Raw genomic sequence first — 20,060 nt, forward strand, 5'->3', positions numbered from 1 at the left:
CCGAGGAGATTACGCCATGCGTAAAGTCATCATTCTGGCCGTCGCGGCCGTCAGCCTGTTCGCCGCCGCCTGCAATACCGTCGAAGGCGCCGGCAAGGACGTCAAGGCCGCCGGCACCGCCGTCGAACAGACGGCCAAGGACGCCAAGTAGGCGTTCGCCTACAATCGATTTGAAGACGGCCCCCGCCCTCACGGACGGGGGCCGTTTTTCGTTTCAGCTCAACGTGTAGCGGATCGGCAAGGACTTGGGCCCGCTTACGAAGCTGGCGAGGCTGCGGCGCGGCGTGCCGTTGAATTCCAGCGATTCCAGACGCGGCAGCAGTTCCTCGAACAGGATGCGCATCTCCATCTTGGCCAGATGCTGGCCCAGGCACAGGTGGGCGCCGTAGCCGAAGGCCAGATGCTTGTTCGGCGTCCGGTCGACACGGAAGGCGTCCGGCTCGTCGAACACGGCCTCGTCGCGGTTGCCTGACGGATAGGCCAACCACAGCCAGTCGCCCTTGGCGATCTTGCGGCCGCCGACTTCCGTGTCGGCCGTGGCCGAGCGCATGAAGTGCTTCACCGGCGTGGTCCAGCGAATGGCTTCGTCGACCAGGCCCGGGATCAGGGAGGGGTCGGCCTTCAGCTTGGCCAGCTCCTCCGGGTACTCGCACAGGCCCCAGATGGCGCCGGCGGTGGAGGACGAGGTCGTATCGTGGCCCGCTGTGGCGACGATGACGTAGTAGCTCATGGCCTCGAAGTCGTTGATCGGCTGGCCGTCGACCGTTCCGTTGGCGATGACGCTGGCCACGTCGTCTCGCGGACTGGCCTTGCGGTCGTCGGTGATCGCCTTGAAGTACATGAAGAAGTCGGCGATCACGCCCTGAATGGCGGCGAGGGCCTCCGGACCCTGCATGGCGCCGGCGTCGCTCTGGCTACGGTTCAGGTCCGGGTCCTGGGCGCCGAACAGCTCCTGCGTCAGCTTGAGCATGCGCGGCTCGTCCTCGGGCGGGACGCCGAGGATCTCCATGATCACCCGCAGCGGATAGTAGAGGGCGATCTCGTTGACGAAGTCGCATTCGCCGCCGAGCGAGGCCATGTGGTCGACATGCTGGCGCGCAATGGTCCGGATGCGGTCTTCCAGCTTGCGGATGTTCTGCGGCAGGAACCACGACTGGGTCATCAGCCGGTATTTCGGATGGTCCGGCGCATCCATCTGGACCAGCGTCCGCACCAGATGCGGGCTGCCGCCGGTCATGGCGCGGACCATCTTGTCGCCCTCCACCGTCGTGAAGGTGGTCGGCATGTCGCCGGAGTGGAACAGGTCGTTCTGCCTGCTGATCTCGAGGATGTCGGCGTGTCTGGTCACCAGCCAGAAGGGATAGACGCCCTCGAGCTCGGCCTTGCCCAGCGGATTGTTGGCTCGCAGCCAGCGGAAGGCGTCATGGACGCTGTCGTCCGCGTAGGCCGCCGGGTTGATCGCCTGGAAGGCGATGTCGTCTGGAATGCGTTCTGCGCCGCTCATTGTCGTTTCCCGTTATGCCCCGCGCTGAAGATGCCGCCGTGACGTGGCGGAAGCAAAGGGGAAGCGGGTGGTTGTCGAGCGTGCGCCGACGCCGCTGGAGGGAGACCGCCCGCCGGATGCGTCAGCCGTAGTCGGCCCTGCAAAGGGCATAGAGCTCGAGATCGCGGGCGTAGAGGCGTTCGATCTTCCGATGCTCGGCGGCGGAGATATCCAGCTGTTCTATCTGCCGCGTGGCGTTGGTCTGGCCGAAGGTAAGCGGACGGCCCGTCATGTCCGACATGCGCCCGGCGAAGGCGTCGGCCTGTTCCAGCACGCCCCAGCACCAGATGTTCGGCAGAACGGACTCAAGCGGTTCGCCGGGTCGCCAGCCGACGTAGGCGCTGGCCAGGTCTCCGAACACCTCCGGGTGTTCCAGCTGGTAGTCGAGAAAGCCCTCGAAGGCGTATCGCCCGGCCGCCTGGGCCGTCAGATGGGCGTCGAAGCGCTGCCAGGGCTTCTTCTTCAGAAAACCCTGACGGGCGTAGTTGTAGTCGGACCTCGCCCGCTCGGCGGGATCCCGCAGCAACACAATGCCTCTGACAGGAAGAGACAGGCCGGACTGCGCGGTGGACAGATCGAAATGGCCGCCGATCAGGAGGTCGCCGGGCTTCGCGGCGCCATCGATGCGGTCCAGCGCCGCATCGAGCGACAGGACGCCCCCGTGCTTGCTGAGGTTCTGGACCTGCGATCGCCAGAGGCGGAAACCCTGCCATCGGCTGATCCGGGCCTCGCGGCGCAAGGTGTCGGGCAAATAGAAGGAGGCGCGATCCGGAAACGCCTCGGCGACGATGCGCGACAGGCTCTTGGAGCCACTCTTTGGAACGCGGATACAGGCCAGTACCGCCTCATCGGCCGTGGAGGCCATCAGGCGGCGATCCGGAAAGCCGGGTTGCGGGCGTACAGGCCCTCGCGGCCGCTGATCGGGCGATAGGCGTCCGTCAGGCCGAGCGGCGTTTCGCCCTCGCCGAGCACCAGAAAGCCATCGGCGGGCAGGGCCGCGGCCAGTCCCTCGAGCACCTTGGGACGGGTCGCCGGGTCCATGGCCGACAGCACGTTGCGGCAGAAGATCACGTCGAACTTGCCCATGGCCGACAGGTCGGCGGCCAGATTCACGCGCCGCCAGCGGACCCTTTGCCGGATGCGCGGCGAGAGCCGCCAACTTTCATCGATCTTTTCGAAGTAGTCGACCAGCATGCGGATCGGCAGGCCGCGCTGGACCTCGAACTGGTTGTAAAGACCGGCCTGGGCCTTCTCGAGCGCGCGCTCGGAAAGGTCGGAACCGTAGATCTCGATCCGCGCACCCGGTTCCAGGCCGACGCCGGCCTCCGCGATCATGGCCAGGCTGTAGGCTTCCTGGCCGGTCGAGCAGCCGGCGCTCCAGATGCGGATCGGCTCGGGGCCGCGCATCCGGGTAAGGGTCGGCAGGATATCATCCCGGAACAGATGGAACGGCGTGCGGTCGCGGAAGAAGGCCGTCTCGCTGGCTGTCATCGCCTCGACCAGCGCCCAGATCAACGGCTCCTCGCGACGGGCGCGCAGGCCGGCGATCAGCTCGCTGACCGAGCCGTAGGCCTCGCGGCGGGCCAGCGGCGCGAGCCGGCTTTCAATCAGGTAGGTCTTGGTCGGGTCGATGCCCAGACCGGCGCGCTGGCGGCACAGCGCCACAATGAGCTTGATGTCGTCCGGAGTCATGCGGCCAGACTCTCACGCGGCAGCAGGCCGGCCTCGGCGAACTTGGCCTGGATGATGTCGCCGTCGAACGGCTTCATGATGTACTCGCAGGCGCCGGCGGTCAGCGCCTCGCGAATGCGGACCGGCTCGCTCTCGACGGTGCAGAAGACGACTTTGGGCGCGCCGCCGCCGGGCTCGGTGCGCAGCTGGCGCAGGAAATCCAGGCCGTTCATCACCGGCATGTTCCAGTCGAGCAGGATCACATCGGGCATCGCCGCGCGGCACCAGGCGAGCGCCTCCAGCCCGTCGGACGCCTCGGCGACCTCGAAGCCGAGATCCTCGAGGATCCGGCGGGCGACCTTGCGGATCACCCGGCTGTCATCAACCAGTAGGCAGGTTTTCAAGGCGCAGGCGCTCCTTCCCCGTCCGCTGTTTTGCGCCGCGTCGGTTAACGGGTGGTGAGAGCGGGGAGAATTTGCGGGGGATTAGCGCGGATTTGCTACGCCGGCGCCCAGGCCGCGAGCGTGACCTTGTCTTCGCCGACCTCGGCCGCAACCTGTCCGCCGGCGCCCTTGACGATGAGATAGAGATAGTAGGCCTGAACCCAGGCCCCGCCGACCGCGTCGCCGCGCGGCTCGCCCTTGAGGCCGCGCAGGACTTCCGGTTTCAGCCGCGCGCGCGGTCCGGTCGCTTCCAGAGTGATGGCCGTCCGGCCATCGGCCTCGACCACCCGGACCACGGCGGTCCCGCCCATCGGCAGGGCCCCGGCGCCGATCTGGCAGAGGTTCATCAGAATGCGGGCGGCGGCCTTGTTCAGCGAGGCGACATCGACCTTCCAGTCCAGCTCCGGCCGCACATGGGCGTAGACGCCCTTTGCGAGGCTCTCCAGTTCGCGGGGATCGAATGTCTCGGCCGACGCGGAGGCCCCGAAGGCCACGCGGCAGAACTGCAGCATGTCGGCCAGCTTGCGGGTGCTCTGGGCGATCAGGGTCATGGCGTCCTCGCGCATGTCCTGGGCCGTCGGGTCCTCGAGCAGGTCCAGCCCCGAGACGATGGCGCTGGCCGGGCTGATGAAGTCGTGACAGAGGCGCGCCGCGATCTGCGACGCCAGCTCGGCGGCTTCGGGCAGTTGCTCCTCGACGACGGGCGTCGGCGACGGGGCGGCGGGTTCGGTCGCGTCTGGATCTGTCATGGCCGGGGAAATTGACCTGATTTGAACCGTTGGCAAATGGGGCGCGGGCCCCTAACGAGACGCCCATGGACCCCTTCATCGAGCCCGGCGCGCTGGTCCGCCACCCGACGCGGGACGACTGGGGGACCGGACAGGTGCAGTCGGTGGCCGGGCGGCGGGTCACCGTGAATTTCGAACATGCCGGCAAACAGGCCATCGATACGTCGGTCGTGCGTCTGATTTTCGTGGCCGACGATCCGGGAGGCCGCCGATGAGCGACGCCGATATTGGACTTGTGCTCGCTGACATCGTCGAGGAGGCCGGCCGGCTGATCCTGCCCTACTGGTCGCACGGCGGCACGGTGGCCCATACCGCCAAGGCCGACATGAGCCCGGTGACCATCGCCGACCAGGTCGGCGAGGCGCTGATCCTCAAGCGGCTCAAGGAACACTTCCCCGACATCGCCGTGGTGGCCGAGGAACAGGCCGCCGAGTTCGGCACGCCTGACGCCATCGGCGACCGCTTCTTCCTCGTCGACCCGGTCGACGGCACCAAGGCCTTCATGCGCGGCGACCCCAGCTTCACGGTCAACATCGGCCTGGTGGCCGGCCGCCGCCCGGTCGCCGGCGCGGTCTGCGCACCCGCGAGCAGCGAGACCTGGTTCACCACCGCGATGGGCGCGATGAAGCGCGCCGAGGGGGGCGCCGCCAGCGCCGTGCATGTGCGGGCATGGCCGAAGGGGGAGGCCGTGGCGCTGATCAGCCACACCATGAAAGAAGAGACGCTGGCCAAACTCTCAACCGAGTACGGCTTCCACAGCACGCTGGCGATGGACAGCTCGGTCAAGCTTTGCCGCATCGCCGAGGGTGTCGCGGACATCTATCCGCGGCATGGACCGACCAGCGAGTGGGACATCTGCGCGGCCCAGGCGGTGCTGGAAGCGGCCGGCGGGTCCGTCACCGGCTATCAGGGCGCCGACTTCCTCTATGGCAAGGCCGACAAGCGGTTCCTGAACGAGTGGTTCGTGGCGCGCGGCGGCTGACCACTTTCCTCTCCCGGAGGGAGAGGGGGACCATGCGGAGCATGGTGGAGCGGGAGCCGCCGGTGGTGGACGATACCGCGCCGTACCTTCAGCTGCCGTTCCTCCCTCTCCGACCTGGCTCCGCCAGGCCACCTCTCCCTCCGGGAGAGGAAAAATCCCTTTGTCTCATGCAGGCCAGCGTGCCGGCCGGGTCAGGTCAGTCAAGGGTGGCCCCTCGGGCCATCGCTTCGCGACGCGCAGCGCCCTTGAGTGACCTGACCCGACCGGCGAAGCTCTCGCCATGAGATGAAGGGCGGGGTTTGGGTGTTACCGATGTTCCTCGGTGGTCTTGCATCTGGCAACGCTTCGCTTGGCATCCCACGGGCGACACCGGACCCCGCATTCGTACCAAGGCTTTCGAAGCCCAACGATATCATCACAGCCTGGTTGATCGCCTTCGCCTTCCTTGACCCCAGCCAACCCGGCGGCAATTTCACAGGAGCTAATTCGCTCCTCCTTGATCAACCGCGTCATGGAGGCTCCGGCCTGATTGCAATCGGCCATCGTGCGAAACCCGGGGATCCTCACGAAGTCGTCGCTGCGTTCCTGGGCGTACCAGAACAGATCAACTGGCTCTTTTACGGCACCCCGAGGCTCGTCACGCGGCCCGCAACCGCCTGCAAAGAAGTAGATCGCGAGAATCAGAACGAACCGCATGGCTTTCCTCTTTGACTAGACCGAAGGCCGCAACCCCAACACATCCTGCATATCGAACGCGCCAGCCCCCCGGCCGGCCACCCATCGCGCCGCCGTCACGGCGCCGCGTGCAAACAGCGACCGGTCCCGCGAGGAGTGGCTGATGGTCAGGATTTCCTCCTCGCCGGCAAACGTGACGCTGTGCTCGCCGATGATGCCGCCGCCGCGCATGACGGAGAAGCCGATCTCGCCCTCCGGCCGGGCGCCGGTCAGGCCATGGCGGGCGGGCTGGATGACGTCCTTCAGGTCGACGCCTCGACCGCGCGCGGCCGCCGCGCCGAGCATGAGGGCGGTGCCGCTGGGCGCATCGACCTTTCGTTTGTGGTGGGCCTCGAACACCTCGATGTCGAAGTCGCGGGCGTCGAACGCCCTTGCCGCCTGCTGCACCAGGCCCAGCAACATGTTGATGCCCAGCGAGAAGCTGCCGGACCGCACGATGGCGATACGCTGGCTGGCCTCGTCGATGCGGCGGGTCTGGTCCTGCGACAGGCCCGTGGTGCCGATGACCAGCGCCACCGCGCCACGGCCGGCGGCCTTTTCGGCCAGGGCCACGGAGGCTTCGGGCGTGGTGAAGTCTATGACGACGTCGGCGGCGGCGATCGCCTGATCGATCGTGACCAGACCCTCGCCTTCGACGCCCGGGCGTTCGTAGCGCGCGACAACCACGACATCGTCGCGCCCCTCGCACAGGGCGGCCACCGCCCGGCCCATCCGGCCGAGCGCGCCGGCGATGGCGATCTTCACGGGAGCTGGTGCGGGCTGGGTCATGGGGAAGGATTAGCGCGGGGAAGGGCCGTTGTCAGCGCGGACTTCCTCCCTCCCCTTTATGGGGAGGGACGTCGGCAAAGCCGACAGGGTGGGGAAGCGGGCGGTCTCCCCGATGACTCCAGCACGGCATCGTGCTCCCCCACCCGGATCGCTTCGCGATCCACCCTCCCCATGAAGGGGAGGGAATGAAGGTGGCCGCGCACGGTTGTCCCGCCCGCCCTCGCCCGTTAGGTTGCGCGCCTCTCAGCACACCGACGCGCGCGCCAGCGTTTCAAGGACGTTCTCCTCCGCCATGAGCGACTCCGAAAAGAAGACCTTCACCGACGAGGAGGCGCTGGCCTTCCACCAGTTCCCGACGCCCGGAAAGATCGCCATCGCCGCGACCAAGCCGATGGCGACGCAGCGGGACCTGAGCCTGGCCTATTCGCCGGGCGTGGCCGTGCCGGTGCTGGCGATCGCCGAGAACCCCGACCTGGCCTACGACTACACGTCCAAGGGCAACCTCGTCGGGGTCATCTCCAACGGCACCGCCATCCTCGGCCTCGGCAATCTGGGCGCTCTGGCCTCCAAGCCTGTGATGGAAGGCAAGGCGGTGCTGTTCAAGCGCTTCGCCGACGTCGACGCCATCGACATCGAACTGGACACCGAGGACGCCGAAGAAATCATCACCGTGGTCAAGACCATCGGCGCGACCTTCGGCGGCATCAATCTCGAGGACATCAAGAGCCCCGAGTGCTTCATCATCGAGCAGCGCTGCCAGGAGCTGCTGGACATCCCGGTGTTCCACGACGACCAGCACGGCACCGCGATCATCTGCGCCGCCGGCCTGATCAACGCATGCTACATCACCGGCAAGAATCTGGCCGATGTGAAGGTCGTGCTCAACGGCCCCGGCGCCGCCGGCATCGCCTCGATGGAGCTGATCAAGGCGATGGGCGTGCGGCCCGAGAACGTCATCGCCTGCGATTCCAAGGGCGTCCTCTACCAGGGCCGCACCGACGGCATGAACCAGTGGAAGAGCGCCCACGCGGTCGACACCGACAAGCGCACCCTGGCCGAGGCGGTGGCCGGCGCGGACGTGCTGCTGGGCCTGTCGGCCGCCGGCGCCTTCACCAAGGAAATGATCGCCAGCATGGCGCCCAATCCGGTGATCTTCGCCATGGCCAACCCGGACCCGGAAATCACGCCGGAAGAGGTCCACTCGGTCCGCAGCGACGCCATCATGGGCACCGGCCGCAGCGACTATCCCAACCAGGTCAACAACGTCCTGGGCTTCCCCTACATCTTCCGCGGGGCGCTCGATGTGCGGGCCCGCCGCGTCAATCACGAGATGAAGATCGCCTGCGCCAACGCGTTGGCCATGCTGGCGCGCGAAGATGTGCCTGACGAGGTCGCCGCCGCCTATCACGGCCGGCAGCTCAAGTTCGGCCCGCAGTACATCATCCCTTCGGCCTTCGACCCCCGGCTGATCTGGTACATCCCGCCGTTCGTCGCCCAGGCGGCGATGGACACCGGCGTGGCGCGCCGACCGATCGCCGACATGGACGCCTATCGCGCCTCGCTGGCCCAGCGGCTCGATCCTACGGCCGCCTTCCTGCAGAAGATTTCCGGCGCCGTGATGAACGGCCCCAAGAAGCGCATCGTCTTCGCCGAGGGTGAGGAGCCCAGCGTGATCCGCGCCGCCTACGCCTTCCAGGCGCAGGGCTATGGCCAGGCGATCCTGTGTGGCCGCGAGGAGCTGGTGCAGGAAAACATGCGCCTGGCCGGCCTGAACCCGGACGAGGTCAAGCTGCAGATCGTCAACGCCCGCATGTCGGACCGCAATCCCGACTACGTCGATCACCTGTACCAGCGCCTGCAACGCGAGGGGTATCTGAAGCGCGACGTGCAGCGCCTGATCAACCAGGACCGCAACAGCTTCGCCGCCTCGATGGTCGCGCTCGGCGACGCCGACGCGATGATCACCGGCGTGACGCGCAGCTATGACCAGGTGCTGGAAGAGGTGTTGCGGGTTATCGATCCGGCGCCGGGCGGCCGGGTCATGGGCATGTCCATCGTGCTGGCCAAGGGCCACACCGTGTTCATCGCCGACACCAACGTGACCGAGATGCCCGAGGCCGACGAGCTGGTCGAGATCGCCTGCGAGGCCGCCGCCGCCGTGCGCCGGCTGGGCTTCACGCCGCGCGTGGCCTTCCTCAGCTACTCGACCTTCGGCAACCCGATGGGGCTCCGCTCGGAGAAGGTCCGCGAGGCGGTGGCGATGCTCGACGAGATGGACGGCGTCGATTTCGAGTACGAGGGCGAGATGCCGCCGGAACTGGCGCTCGAGCCCGAGTCGCGCGGCAACTTCCCGTTCATGCGCCTGACTGGTCCGGCCAACATCCTGGTCATGCCGGCGATCCACTCGGCCTCGATCTCGACCAAGCTGGTCCAGAGCCTCGGCGGCGCGACGGTGATGGGCCCGATCCTGCTGGGCATGAACAAGTCGGTGCAGATCGCGCCGCTGTCGGCGTCTGTGTCCAAGATCCTCAACATGGCTCTGATGGCGGCGTACGACCAGCCGCTCGAGCCCGCGGCGGAGTAGGGCCATGGCTTCATGATGAGCAGCGCCGTGACGAGAAACATCCTGCAGGCCTGACGCCCGCCCCTTCGCCGGGGTGGCGCGCGCCACTCCATTTTCCGGGAAGGGACATCCCATGACGCGCGTATCCGACGCCGCGATCGGCGTTGATTTCGGCACGACCAACACAGTCGTCGCCTTCGACCAGGGCGGGGGCCAGGCGGGCCTCGCCAGCTTCAATCATGACGGCCAGCCGTTCAACGCCTTCCGCTCGGCCCTGAGTTTCCACGCACCCTACGACGACCCGGCCGGCCGCGTGGTCGAGGCAGGGCCGTGGGCGATCGACGCCTATGTCGAGGAGCCGCTGGAGACGCGGTTCATCCAGTCGTTCAAGAGCTACGCCGCCTCGACCCTGTTCACCGACACCGAGATTCTGCGGCGGCGGTTCACCTTCGAGGACCTTCTGAGCGCCTTCCTGCTGAAGGTGCGCGAGCATGGCGGCGCCGATCTGGCTGACCTGCCCAAACGGGTGATCGTCGGGCGGCCGGTGGCGTTCGCGGGGTTGCGCCCTGACCCGGCCCTGGCCCTGACGCGCTACGAGACGGCATTCAAACGGCTGGGGTTCGAGGACATCCGCTACGTCTACGAGCCGGTGGCGGCGGCCTTCTTCTTCGCCAGACGGCTGGAGGGCGACGCCACGGTGCTGGTCGGCGACTTCGGCGGCGGCACGAGCGACTTCTCGCTGGTGCGCTTCAGCCACAGGAACGGTCGCGTGCGCTCGCAGGCGCTGTCCAACGCGGGGGTCGGCGTGGCCGGCGACGCCTTCGACTACCGGATCATCGACCATCTGGTGTCGCCGAAGCTGGGCAAGGGCAGCCTGTACAAGGCGTTCGACAACGTCCTGCCGATCCCCAACCGCTACTTCACCGCCTTCGCACGGTGGGAGCAGCTGGCGCTGCTACGGGCGTCGCGGGACATGAAGGACATCCGCCGGCTGGTGCGCGACGCGGTCGAGCCGGAGAAGCTGGAGCGGCTGGTCGAGGTGCTCGACGACAATCACGGCTACCGCCTCTACCAGTCGGTCTCGCGGCTGAAGGAGGCGCTGTCGGGGGCCGAGGAGGCGGTGTTCAGCTTCAAGGGCGGGTCGGTGGAGATCGAGGGGCCGGTGAAGCGGTCGAGCTTCGATCGATGGATCCAGCCGGAGCTGACGGCCATCGAGGGCGCGGTCGATCAGGCGCTGGCGCGGGCCGGGCTGACCGAGGCGGGGGTGGACCGGGTGTTCCTCACCGGCGGGTCGAGCTTCGTGCCGGCCGTGCGCGGCATCTTTGAGCGGCGGTTCGGGGCGGGGAAACTGGAGAGCGGCGCCGAGCTGGTGTCGATCGCCACGGGCCTGGCGCTGCTGGGCGCGGAGGAGGATCTGGACGACTGGAGCGAGCGGGCGGCGGGGTAGGGGCGGCCATCCCCCCATTCCGTCATCGTCGGACTTGTTCCGACGACCCAAGCACACGGTGTTTGGGACATCGCGCTGACCGCGCAAACATTCGCAAGTACCGTGTTCATGGGTCCTCGCGACGAGCGCGAGGATGACGGAGAAATTGCGGTTGTCGTTACATCCGCACGCGCGCCCTCACGAACACCTCCGCGAACGCCAGGTTCGGGACCCAGCAGAGGAAGCTGATGGCGCGGTAGGTGTCGTCGTAGCCAAACGGGGAGAAGAAGGCGAAGGGCAGGTAGAGGCGCAGGGTCACCGCCGCGAAGGTCAGGGCGAAGCTGCGGATCATCCAGCGGCGGTGCTCGTCGAACCGGCGGTTCATGGCCGAGGTCCAGGCCTTCGTCGTGGTGTACAGCCACAGCACCGCCAGCAGGCCGAACCCCGCCGTCGACGCCGGTCCGGTGGTCGCTCCCAGGGCCAGCACCAGGCCGGCGGCGCCCGCGATCAGGCAGGCCAGCACATAAGTCCGACCCATCCAGCGATGCAGGCGCGGGCGGCCGGTCCTCAGGCCGCGCATGAACTGGAACGGCCCGATCGTCAGCGCGACGATAGCGAAGCCGGCATGGACGGTCAGAGCGCCGTATTTCGTGAAAGCGTTGGCCATGATCCCCGGGGCCCCGCCCGGCGCGCCGGGAAACAGGTAGCGCACCGAGGCCAGGGCGATCAGCAGCGATCCGGCCAGCATGAGCCAGAACGGCCAGCCCATCTTCGGGGCGGTGGGCGAGGCGGTGTTGACGGACATGGTCGGCTCCCCGGTGATTGAGCCCCGACCGTGCCACGGGCTTGCGCATACAAAAAATGCATAGTTTGTATCTCCGTCATGCGTGATGTGAATTTGTCCTCCGTCGACCTGAACCTGTTGCCGCCGCTCGAGGCGCTGTTGCGGCGGCGCAATGTCACCCGGGCGGCGGCGGACGCGGGGCTCAGCCAGCCGGCCATGAGCCGGGCGCTGGGGCGACTGCGCGATCTGCTGGGCGACCCGCTGCTGGTGCGGCAGGGCGGCGGGTTCATCCTCACGCCGTTCGCCGAGGGCCTTGTCCCGCAGCTGGCGACCGCGATGGAGGGCGTCCAGGGCCTGTTCAGCCGGCCCGCCTTTGATCCGCGCGACGAAACGCGGACCGTTCGCATGGTCGCCAGCGACATTCACACAGTGCTGCTGATCCCGCCGTTGATGGCCCGCCTGGCCGTGGCGGCGCCCGGCGTGACCCTGCGCATCGAGGCCTATAGCCCCGCGTTGCCGGATCGCGTGGCCCGCGGAGAGGTCGACCTGACCTTCGCCGTGACCGGCGCGCCGCTGCCGCCCGGGGCCGTCAGCACGCCGATCGGGCGGGACAGTCTGGCGCTGGCCATGCGGAAGGGGCATCCGGCCTTGACCGGTCCCCTCACGCTGGCGGACTACGCGAGGCTCAGCCACGTGGGGGTCAGCCTGTTTGGCGACAGTCAGTCGATGATCGATTCCGTCCTGGCTGCGGAAGGACTGGAGCGGCGCATCGCCCTGTCGACGCCCAGCTTTGTCGCCGCCCTCGCGGCGGTGGCGGCGGGGGATGGCGTCACGGCGGTGTCGCGGACCCTGGCGACACGCCTTGCGGTCCAGTTCGACCTCCACCTTGCCGACCCGCCCTTCTCCGGCGCGGACTACGAAATGACGCTCGTCTGGGCCAATCACCGGTCGAGCGACGCGCTTCTCGCCTGGGTGCGGGGCCAGATCTGTGAGGTCGCGGCGGAGGTGCTTGCCCCACTTTGACCGTCAGGGATTGCGAACGATCCACAGTCTCGGCAATGTGCCGACCGTTTCAGAAAACAACGCACCCGGGAGGCGCGACCGCCATGACCATCTCGCTCTATGACATCACCGTCGGCCAGTACCTGCAGATCGTCGACGCCGCCGCCGGCTTCCTCGAGCGCGGTCTGAAACACTGCACCGACGAGGGCGCCAACCCCGACGATCTGGTCGGCAAGCGCCTGACGGGCGACATGCTGCCGCTCGCGTTCCAGGTCACCTCGATCGCCCACCACTCCATCGGCGCCATCGAGGCGGTGAAGGCGGGTCTGTTCAAGGCCGTCGGCGGTCCGGCCATGCCCGAGACCTACGCCGGCCTGATCAAGATCATCGCCGACACCCAGGCCGCGCTGCGGGCCCTGACGCCGGAAGAGGTCAATGCCCTGGCCGGCAAGGACGTGACGTTTGAATTCGGCCCGACGAAGATGCCGTTCACCGCCGAAGGCTTCCTTCTGTCGTTCTCGCTGCCGAACTTCTACTTCCACGCCTCGACCGCCTACGACGTGCTGCGCGCCAACGGCGTGCCGCTCGGCAAGCGCTACTTCCTCGGCGCGCTGAAGCTGAAGAGCTAGCGGTCGATCAGGTCGCGTATCTTCGCGCCCAGCGACGCGATCACGAACGGCTTGGTGATCACTTCCATGCCGGCTTCGAGGAGGCCGTTGCCGATGGCGGCGTTCTCCGCGTAGCCGGTGATGAACAGGACCTTGAGGTCGGGCCGGGCCACCCGGGCGGCGTCGGCGACCTGCCGACCGTTCATGCCGCCCGGCAGGCCGACATCGGTGACCAGCAGGTCGATCCGGGTGTCGGACTGCAGGATCTGCAGTCCTTCCGGACCGTCTGCGGCCTCGAGCACGCGGTAGCCGTTCTCCTCGAGCACATCGACGATCAGCATGCGCACGACCGGTTCGTCGTCGACCACGAGAACGGTTTCGCCGTCCCCGGGGTCGATCCGGCCATCGTTGCGCGGGTCGTCCACGGCATCGGCCGGTCCGGAGAAACGCGGGAGGTACAGGCACATCGTCGTGCCCTGGCCGAGCTCGGAATAGATGCGCACCTGTCCGCCGGACTGCCGGACGAAGCCGTAGATCATCGACAGGCCGAGCCCCGTGCCCTGACCGAGCGGCTTGGTGGTGAAGAAGGGGTCGAAGGCGCGGGCGACCACGTCGGGCGTCATGCCCGTTCCCGTGTCGGTGACGCACAGGGTGACGTACTGACCTGGCGGCAGTTCGCGTTCGCGGGCGGCGCGCTCGTCCAGCCACTTGTTGGCGGTTTCGATGGTCAGCCGCCCGCCCTCGGGGGCCATGGCGTCGCGAGCGTTGATGCAGAGGTTCAGCAGCGCGTTCTCAAGCTGGGACGGGTCCACCTTCGTCACCCACAGCCCGCCGGCGCCGACCACCTCGACCGTCACCGTCGGCCCCACGGTTCGCCGGATCAAATCCTCCATCCCGCCGATCAGCCGGTTCGCGTCGAGCGGGCGGGGGTCCAGGGTCTGCCGGCGCGAGAAGGCCAGGAGCCGTTGCGTCAGGGCCGCCGCCCGGCGTGCGGCGCCCTGGGCCGCGCTGATATAGCGGTCGAGTCCGCTCAGCCGGCCCTCGGCCAGACGCGCTTCGATCAGCTCGAGGCTGCCGCTGATGCCGGCCAGCAGGTTGTTGAAGTCATGGGCGATGCCGCCGGTCAGCTGGCCGACCGCCTCCATCTTCTGCGCCTGGCGCAGGGCTTCCTGGGCGAGTTGCAGCTCCTGTTCGCGGGCCTTGTCCTCCGTAAGGTCGCGGCCAACGGCGATGAAGTTCACCCCGCCGGGTTCGGGCGCGACCGTCCAGCCGATCGGTTTCCAGGCGCCGTCACTGGCGAGAATCCGGTTCTCGAACCGCGTCGGCTGACCGGTTTCGCTCATCTGGCTCAGAGCGGCGACGACCGTCTCGACGTTGTCGGGGTGGATGATGTCGGCATAGGGATTGGTCAGCAATTGCTGCTCACTCCAGCCGAGGGTCCGGGTCCAGGCCGGGTTCACGGCGGACAGGTTGCCGGCGTAGTCCGCGCGGCCCAGCATGTCCTCGGACAGCGTCCAGAGCTGGTCCCGTTCGGCCTGGGCGAGCTTTTCGACGGTGATGTCCCGCGCGCTGCAATAGACCTTGCCGTCGATCGGCACCGCGACCCAGGACAGCCAGCTCCAGCCGCCGTCCGCCCGGCAATAGCGGTTCTCGAACCGCAGGACGGGCTGGCCGCTGGTCACTGTCGCGAAGGCCGCGATACTGGCGTCGAGATCATCGGGATGGACAAAATCCAGGTAAGGCGTGCGGGTCATGTGGTCCGTCGACCAGCCCAGGGTGGCGACCCAGGCCGGATTGACCGCCTCGAACATGCCCGCCGGAGACATGATCGAGAGCAGGTCGGGGCTGACTTCCCATGTCCGCCCGCGTTCGCGCGTTCGTTCGAGCACCTCGCGCTCGAGATCGGCGTTGAGGCTGCGAAGCGTGGCCTCGCTTTCGCGCAGCGCGTTGGTGGCGCGGACGGCCTCACTCGTCTCCACCACGATCGCGATGACGCCGCCGGGACGGCCGTCCTCGGCGATCACCGGAGAGTAGTCGAGATTCATCCAGACCTGCTCGGGCTGGCCCGAACGATGGAGCGTCAGCTCCTGGTCCCGGTAGGCCAGCGTGCCGCCGGCGAGGCCGACCTTCATGACGTTGTCGTTGAAGTCGGCCACCTCGGGCCAGCCGTCCCGCACCTTGCTGCCCAGCAGGGCGGGATGACGTCCACCGGCGAAGATGGAGTAGGCGTCGTTGTAGATCATGATCCCGTCGACGCCCCAGAGGAGCACGATGGGGACGGGCGAATGGAGCAGAAGGCCGACGGTCGTCCTGAGGCTTCCCGGCCAGTCGGCGATCGGCTCAAGGGAGTCTGACCAGTCATGGGCGCGAATGAGGTCGGCCATCTCGCCGCGACCCACGAGAGCGTTATGGTCCGGGACGTCGCGGGTCCTTTCGGTGATCATCCATGCCCCCGCTTTTCGCTGCGGGGCGTGCGTCAGATGACAGGTCCCCGAAACCCGGAAAGCACAGAGCGGCCGATGGTTCCCGGCCGCCCGCGTGAAAGTGTCTTCAGGCGTCCGGCGTCCGGGCCGCGAACCAGGGGCGAAGGCGCGTCAGCGCCTCCTCGACCTCGGGCGTCGAGACCGCGAAGCTGATGCGGATGAACCGGCGGCCCTCGACAGGGTCGAAGTCCACGCCCGAGGCCACGGCCACGCCGGTGTCGCGCAGAAGGTCCATGGCGAAGGCCAGGCTGTCGTCGGTCAGGTGGGCGACGCTGGCGTAGATGTAGAAGGCCCCGTCCGGCGGCGCGATGTCCGTCAGCCCCAGCGACGGCAGGGCCTCCAGCAGCAGGGCGCGGTTGCGACGATAGACCTCGACATGGCCCTCCAGCTCGTCGATCGCGTCCATGGCGGCGAGGCCCGCGTGCTGGCTGAGCGACGGCGCGGTCAGGAACAGGTTGCCGACATAGGCGCGGGCGCTGGCGACCAGGTCGCGCGGCGCCAGCAGCCAACCCAGCCGCCAGGCGACCATGCTGAAATATTTGCTGAAGCTGTTGACCACCAGGGCGGTCGGCTCGACCTCGAGGATCGACCGGCAAGGGCCGATATAGCTGAGCCCGTGGTAGATCTCGTCGGAGACGATGCGGATGCCGCGGTCGCGACAGACCTGCGCGATGGCGGCCAGTTCGCCGGCTTCGATGATCGTCCCGGTGGGATTGGCCGGGCTGGCGATGATCACCCCGGCCGGCGGCGGGTCCAGCGCCGCCAGGTGGGCGGCCGTCAGCTGGTAGCGGCTCTCCTGTCCGCACGCGATCTCGACCGGCTCCATGCGCAGGGCCTTGAGGGTGTTGCGGTAGGCGACATAGCCCGGTCGGGCCAGCGCCACCCGGTCGCCGGGCGAGAACGCCGACAGCAGCGCCAGCACCAACGCCGGCGAGGCGCCACAAGTCAGGATAATGCGGTCGGACTCGACGGTGACGCCGTACCGGTCCTGGTAGTGTTTCGCGATCCGCGCGCGCAGGGCCGGGCTCTCCCAGTAACCCATGCCGTCGGTGTCCAGCACATGGTGGGCCGCGGCGATGGCTGCCTTCGGGGCGCCGGTCGAGGCCTGGCCGAACTCCATGTGAATGATCGACCGGCCCTGCGCCTTGAGCTCATGGGCCAGGCGGCTGATGGCGATGGCGTGGAAGGGGTCGATCTGGGCGGTCATGGGGGTGTCTGAACGTGGAACGCAGCTTGATGCAAGCCCAGTGCGTCCTTCGACACGGCCCTGCGGGCCTGCTCAGGATGACGTAGCTCAGTGCACGTCATGGTGAGCAGCACCCGCAGGGTGCGTGTCGAACCACGCAGGGTTACTGCCCCTTCACCAGCGACGGGCTGTCGAGATCGAGACTGCCGATCGGGATGACCTGGGCGTTCGGCACGGCGGTCTTGATGCCGTCGCCGAACAGTTTCGCATCGCCGACGATGACCACGCTGGCCTTCGAGGGATCAAACACATCCGCCGAGAAGGCCGTGACCTGCTCGGCCGTGACCGCCTCGATCTTGCTCGTGAAGCGGTTCATCTCGCCCAGGTCGATGTTGTAGTTCGCCAGGCCGCCGAGGACGCCGGCCAGGCCGTCGGTGGTGCCCATGTCACGACCGAAGTCGCCGACCAGCACTGACTTGCGCGCGGCCAGTTCGGCCGGCGTGGCCGGCGCGGTGGCCATGCGGGTCAGCTCATTGCGGATCAGGGTGACCACCTCTGCGGCGGACGGGTTCTTGGTCTGGGTCGAGGCGGTGAAGCCGCCGACGATGCGACGGGCGCTCAGGCCCGAGTTGGCGCCGTAGGCCAGGCCGCGCTTGACCCGGATCTCCTGGTTGAGACGGGCGGAATAGCCGCCGCCGAGCACCGTGTTGGCCACCATGCCGGCGTAGTAGCGCGGATCGCTGCGGGCGATGCCGCGACGGGCCAGCGTGACGGCCGCCTGGCCCGCGCCGGGCATGTCGACGATGACGTTGCGCACCGGCGGATTGGCGTCGGCGGTCGGCAGGGCGGGCAGCGGCGTGGCCGGCTTCTTCCAGCCGCCGAAGGCCGCCTCGGCCAGGGCGAAGCCCTGCTCCGGGGTTATGTCGCCCGCGATCACGAGCACCGCGTTGTCCGGCCGCCACCAGGTGTCATGGATGGTCAGGAGGTCGGTACGCGTCAGCTTCGGCAGTGAGGTCGGCGTGCCGCCGGCGACATGGCCGAACGGCGAGCCGGCGTAGATGATCGGCGCGGTGACATAGCCGGCCACCGTGCCGGGCCGCTTCAGGGCGACCTGGAAGCCGTCCAGCGCCTGGTCACGCACGCGATCCAGCTCATCCTGGGCGAAGGCCGGGTTCAGCGTCACGTCGGCCATGATGTCCATCGCGGCCTTGAGGTTCTGCGGCATGACGTTGAGCGTCACCGACGAGGCTTCCCAGCCCGAGCCGGCCGACAGGTTCGCGCCGAGCGCTTCGGTCTGGCTGGAGATCTGCACCGAGCTGCGGGTGGTGGTGCCCTCGGTCAGCAGGTCGGCCATCATCGACGAGGCGCCGGCGCGACCGGCGGGGTCCACCGCCGCGCCGGACCGCACGGTCAGTTCGGCGGTGACCAGCGGCAGGTCGCTGCCGTGGGCCACGATGACCCGCAGGCCATTCGCGAGGGTGCGTTCCGCGGGAACCGGCAGGACCGGCGAGACCGGCGTTCCCAGCGCCGGCGGAGCGACCCGCTGACCTTCAGGCGCGAGGCTGAACACCTGACCCGTAAAGGCCGGCGACTTGACCGGGGTGACCGCGGGCGCGGCGGGGGCGGTCTCGCCGGCGGGGCGCTGGCCCTCGTCGAGGTAGCGCACCACGACCAGGCGGTCGTCGGCGAGGTACTTCTTCGCCACGCGCTGGATGTCGGCGGCGGTGACCGCCTGCAGCTCGGCGATGCCGGTGTTGGCCTTGGCGGCGTCGCCCTCCATGACCAGGGCGTAGCCCAGGGCGAAGGCGCGGCCGTCGATCGTTTCCCTGTCCCGTACGGCGTCGGCGACCATCTCGGTGCGCGCCTCGGCCAGCTCGGCCTCGGTCGGCGGAGCGTCACGCAGGCGGCGGATCTCGGCCATCAGCGCGGCCTGGCCCTGCTCGACCGTCTTGCCGCCGGCCATGACCGCGCCGACCCAGAACAGGCCCGGCTGCTGGTTCAGGTCAGCGCTGGAGAAGGCCGCCTGGGCGACCTGCTGGTCATAGACCAGGCTGTTGTAGAGCCGCGAGGACTTGCCGCCCGACAGGATGGCGTCGAGCACGGTCAGGGCCGCCGCGTCCGGGTCGGACGCCGACGGGCCCTGCCACGTCACGGCCACGGCCGGCAACGGCACGTTGGGGGCGTAGGTCGTCACGGTGCGGGCGCCGGTGCGGGCCGGCTCCCTGACCGTGACCCTCGGCAGCGGCGCGGCCGGCGTCTTCAGCGGGACGAAGTACTTGTCGACCCAGGCGTTCAGCTGGGCCTCATCGAAGTTGCCGACCACGATCAGGGCGGCGTTGTCCGGCCGATAGTAGGTGGCGTGGAAGGCCAGCACGTCGTCGATCGTGGCGGCGTCGAGATCCTCGATCGAGCCGATGCCCGGGCGCTTGTAGGGGTGGGTGGTGTAGCTGGCGTTCGGAATGGCGATGCGGAAGAAGCGGCCGTAGGGGTCGGCCAGCACCCGCAGGCGCAGCTCCTCCTTCACCACGTCGCGTTCCGACTTGAAGCTGGCCTCGTCGACCACCAGCGAGCCCAGTCGCTGGGACTCGGCCCACAGCAGCCGCTCCAGGTGACTGGCCGGCACGACCTCGTAGTAGTTGGTGAAATCGGAATAGGTCGAGGCGTTGTTGAAGCCGCCGACGTCCTCGGTCATGCGGTCGAAGGATTCGGCCGGCATGTCGCGCGTGGCCTTGAACATCAGGTGTTCGAACAGGTGGGCGAAGCCGGACCGGCCGGCGGGGTCGTCCTTGGCCCCGACGCTGTACCAGACCTGCACCGTCACATTCGGCGTGCTGCGGTCGGCGGAATAGAAGACCTTCATGCCGTTGGGCAGGACGCGGGTCTTGAAACCGATCGGCGGGACTTCGGCCGAGGCGGGCGCCGGCGCGGTCTGGGCATAGGCCCCCGCGGCGAGCGCCGATGATGACAGGGCGAGGGCGAGCACGAAGGCCTTGGCCGGACGGAACATGGGCGACTCCGGGTGAACTTTGCGCGGGACCCTATCACCGGCGGGCGGAAGCGAAACCTTACGGTCCTGTC

At 68.2% G+C, this 20,060-nt stretch carries 18 protein-coding genes; 7 read left to right on the top strand and 11 right to left on the bottom strand.

The annotated features are described in order from the left end of the window. Positions 1–16: 16 nt before the first annotated feature. Positions 17–151, top strand: a complete 135-nt coding sequence (locus tag ACODSL_RS17850) for an entericidin A/B family lipoprotein (protein ID WP_488902080.1) — start codon at positions 17–19, stop codon at positions 149–151. A 63-nt stretch (positions 152–214) separates the two neighbouring features. Here the strand turns inward: ACODSL_RS17850 and ACODSL_RS17855 are convergent, their stop codons facing one another. The 5 genes from ACODSL_RS17855 to chpT all read right to left on the bottom strand — a co-directional run bounded on the left by ACODSL_RS17855 (position 215) and on the right by chpT (position 4,406). Further along, positions 215–1,504, bottom strand: a complete 1,290-nt coding sequence (locus ACODSL_RS17855) for a cytochrome P450 (protein WP_488902081.1) — start codon at positions 1,502–1,504, stop codon at positions 215–217. Positions 1,505–1,625: 121 nt separating this feature from the next. Continuing rightward, a complete protein-coding gene (locus tag ACODSL_RS17860) occupies positions 1,626–2,408 on the bottom strand; it encodes a hypothetical protein (protein WP_488902082.1) in 783 nt (260 codons plus the stop codon). Beyond that, positions 2,408–3,235 carry a CheR family methyltransferase gene (locus tag ACODSL_RS17865; RefSeq protein WP_488902083.1) on the bottom strand — a complete coding sequence of 276 codons (828 nt, stop codon included), beginning with the start codon at positions 3,233–3,235 and terminating at the stop codon, positions 2,408–2,410. The genes ACODSL_RS17860 and ACODSL_RS17865 overlap by 1 nt, the downstream gene beginning before the upstream one ends. Then, complete coding sequence (locus ACODSL_RS17870; RefSeq protein WP_488902084.1) at positions 3,232–3,618, bottom strand: response regulator; 387 nt, start codon at positions 3,616–3,618, stop codon at positions 3,232–3,234. The genes ACODSL_RS17865 and ACODSL_RS17870 overlap by 4 nt, the downstream gene beginning before the upstream one ends. Positions 3,619–3,713: 95 nt before the next feature. Then, positions 3,714–4,406, bottom strand: a complete 693-nt coding sequence (gene chpT, locus ACODSL_RS17875) for a histidine phosphotransferase ChpT (RefSeq protein WP_488902085.1) — start codon at positions 4,404–4,406, stop codon at positions 3,714–3,716. 65 nt (positions 4,407–4,471) lie between these two features. Here chpT and ACODSL_RS17880 point away from each other — a divergent pair, with 65 nt between their 5' ends. Further along, a complete protein-coding gene (locus ACODSL_RS17880) occupies positions 4,472–4,660 on the top strand; it encodes a DUF3553 domain-containing protein (protein ID WP_488902086.1) in 189 nt (62 codons plus the stop codon). Next, on the top strand, positions 4,657–5,427 hold the full coding sequence (cysQ, locus tag ACODSL_RS17885; protein ID WP_488902087.1) for a 3'(2'),5'-bisphosphate nucleotidase CysQ: 771 nt from the start codon (positions 4,657–4,659) through the stop codon (positions 5,425–5,427). Before ACODSL_RS17880 ends, cysQ begins: the two co-directional genes overlap by 4 nt. A 306-nt stretch (positions 5,428–5,733) precedes the next feature. Here the strand turns inward: cysQ and ACODSL_RS17890 are convergent, their stop codons facing one another. Together ACODSL_RS17890 and dapB are read right to left on the bottom strand one after the other, a co-directional pair. Further along, on the bottom strand, positions 5,734–6,123 hold the full coding sequence (locus ACODSL_RS17890; protein WP_488902088.1) for a hypothetical protein: 390 nt from the start codon (positions 6,121–6,123) through the stop codon (positions 5,734–5,736). Positions 6,124–6,138: 15 nt separating this feature from the next. After that, positions 6,139–6,930 (bottom strand): 4-hydroxy-tetrahydrodipicolinate reductase, encoded by a 792-nt coding sequence (gene dapB / locus ACODSL_RS17895; RefSeq protein WP_488902089.1) that lies wholly within the window; start codon positions 6,928–6,930, stop codon positions 6,139–6,141. Between the two features lie 292 nt (positions 6,931–7,222). On the opposite strand from dapB, the gene ACODSL_RS17900 reads away from it, so the two are divergent. Further along, positions 7,223–9,514, top strand: a complete 2,292-nt coding sequence (locus tag ACODSL_RS17900) for an NADP-dependent malic enzyme (RefSeq protein WP_488902090.1) — start codon at positions 7,223–7,225, stop codon at positions 9,512–9,514. Positions 9,515–9,626: 112 nt separating this feature from the next. Next, positions 9,627–10,940, top strand: a complete 1,314-nt coding sequence (locus ACODSL_RS17905) for an Hsp70 family protein (RefSeq protein WP_488902091.1) — start codon at positions 9,627–9,629, stop codon at positions 10,938–10,940. Between the two features lie 157 nt (positions 10,941–11,097). Here the strand turns inward: ACODSL_RS17905 and ACODSL_RS17910 are convergent, their stop codons facing one another. Next, a complete protein-coding gene (locus ACODSL_RS17910) occupies positions 11,098–11,724 on the bottom strand; it encodes a DUF2306 domain-containing protein (protein ID WP_488902092.1) in 627 nt (208 codons plus the stop codon). A 78-nt stretch (positions 11,725–11,802) separates the two neighbouring features. On the opposite strand from ACODSL_RS17910, the gene ACODSL_RS17915 reads away from it, so the two are divergent. Then, entirely contained in the window at positions 11,803–12,726 is a 924-nt protein-coding gene (locus ACODSL_RS17915) for a LysR family transcriptional regulator (protein WP_488902093.1), read from the top strand. Between the two features lie 83 nt (positions 12,727–12,809). Next, a complete protein-coding gene (locus ACODSL_RS17920; RefSeq protein ID WP_488902094.1) occupies positions 12,810–13,334 on the top strand; it encodes a DUF1993 domain-containing protein in 525 nt (174 codons plus the stop codon). Here ACODSL_RS17920 and ACODSL_RS17925 read toward each other — a convergent pair. The 3 genes from ACODSL_RS17925 to ACODSL_RS17935 all read right to left on the bottom strand — a co-directional run bounded on the left by ACODSL_RS17925 (position 13,331) and on the right by ACODSL_RS17935 (position 19,989). Then, positions 13,331–15,757, bottom strand: a complete 2,427-nt coding sequence (locus ACODSL_RS17925; protein WP_488902095.1) for a PAS domain S-box protein — start codon at positions 15,755–15,757, stop codon at positions 13,331–13,333. The genes ACODSL_RS17920 and ACODSL_RS17925 overlap by 4 nt on opposite strands. Positions 15,758–15,863: 106 nt before the next feature. Then, on the bottom strand, positions 15,864–17,003 hold the full coding sequence (locus tag ACODSL_RS17930) for an aminotransferase class I/II-fold pyridoxal phosphate-dependent enzyme (protein WP_488902096.1): 1,140 nt from the start codon (positions 17,001–17,003) through the stop codon (positions 15,864–15,866). A 142-nt stretch (positions 17,004–17,145) separates the two neighbouring features. Then, positions 17,146–19,989, bottom strand: a complete 2,844-nt coding sequence (locus ACODSL_RS17935) for a M16 family metallopeptidase (protein ID WP_488902097.1) — start codon at positions 19,987–19,989, stop codon at positions 17,146–17,148. Positions 19,990–20,060: the final 71 nt, after the last annotated feature.

The sequence above is a fragment of the Caulobacter sp. FG121 genome (genome assembly GCF_057809815.1).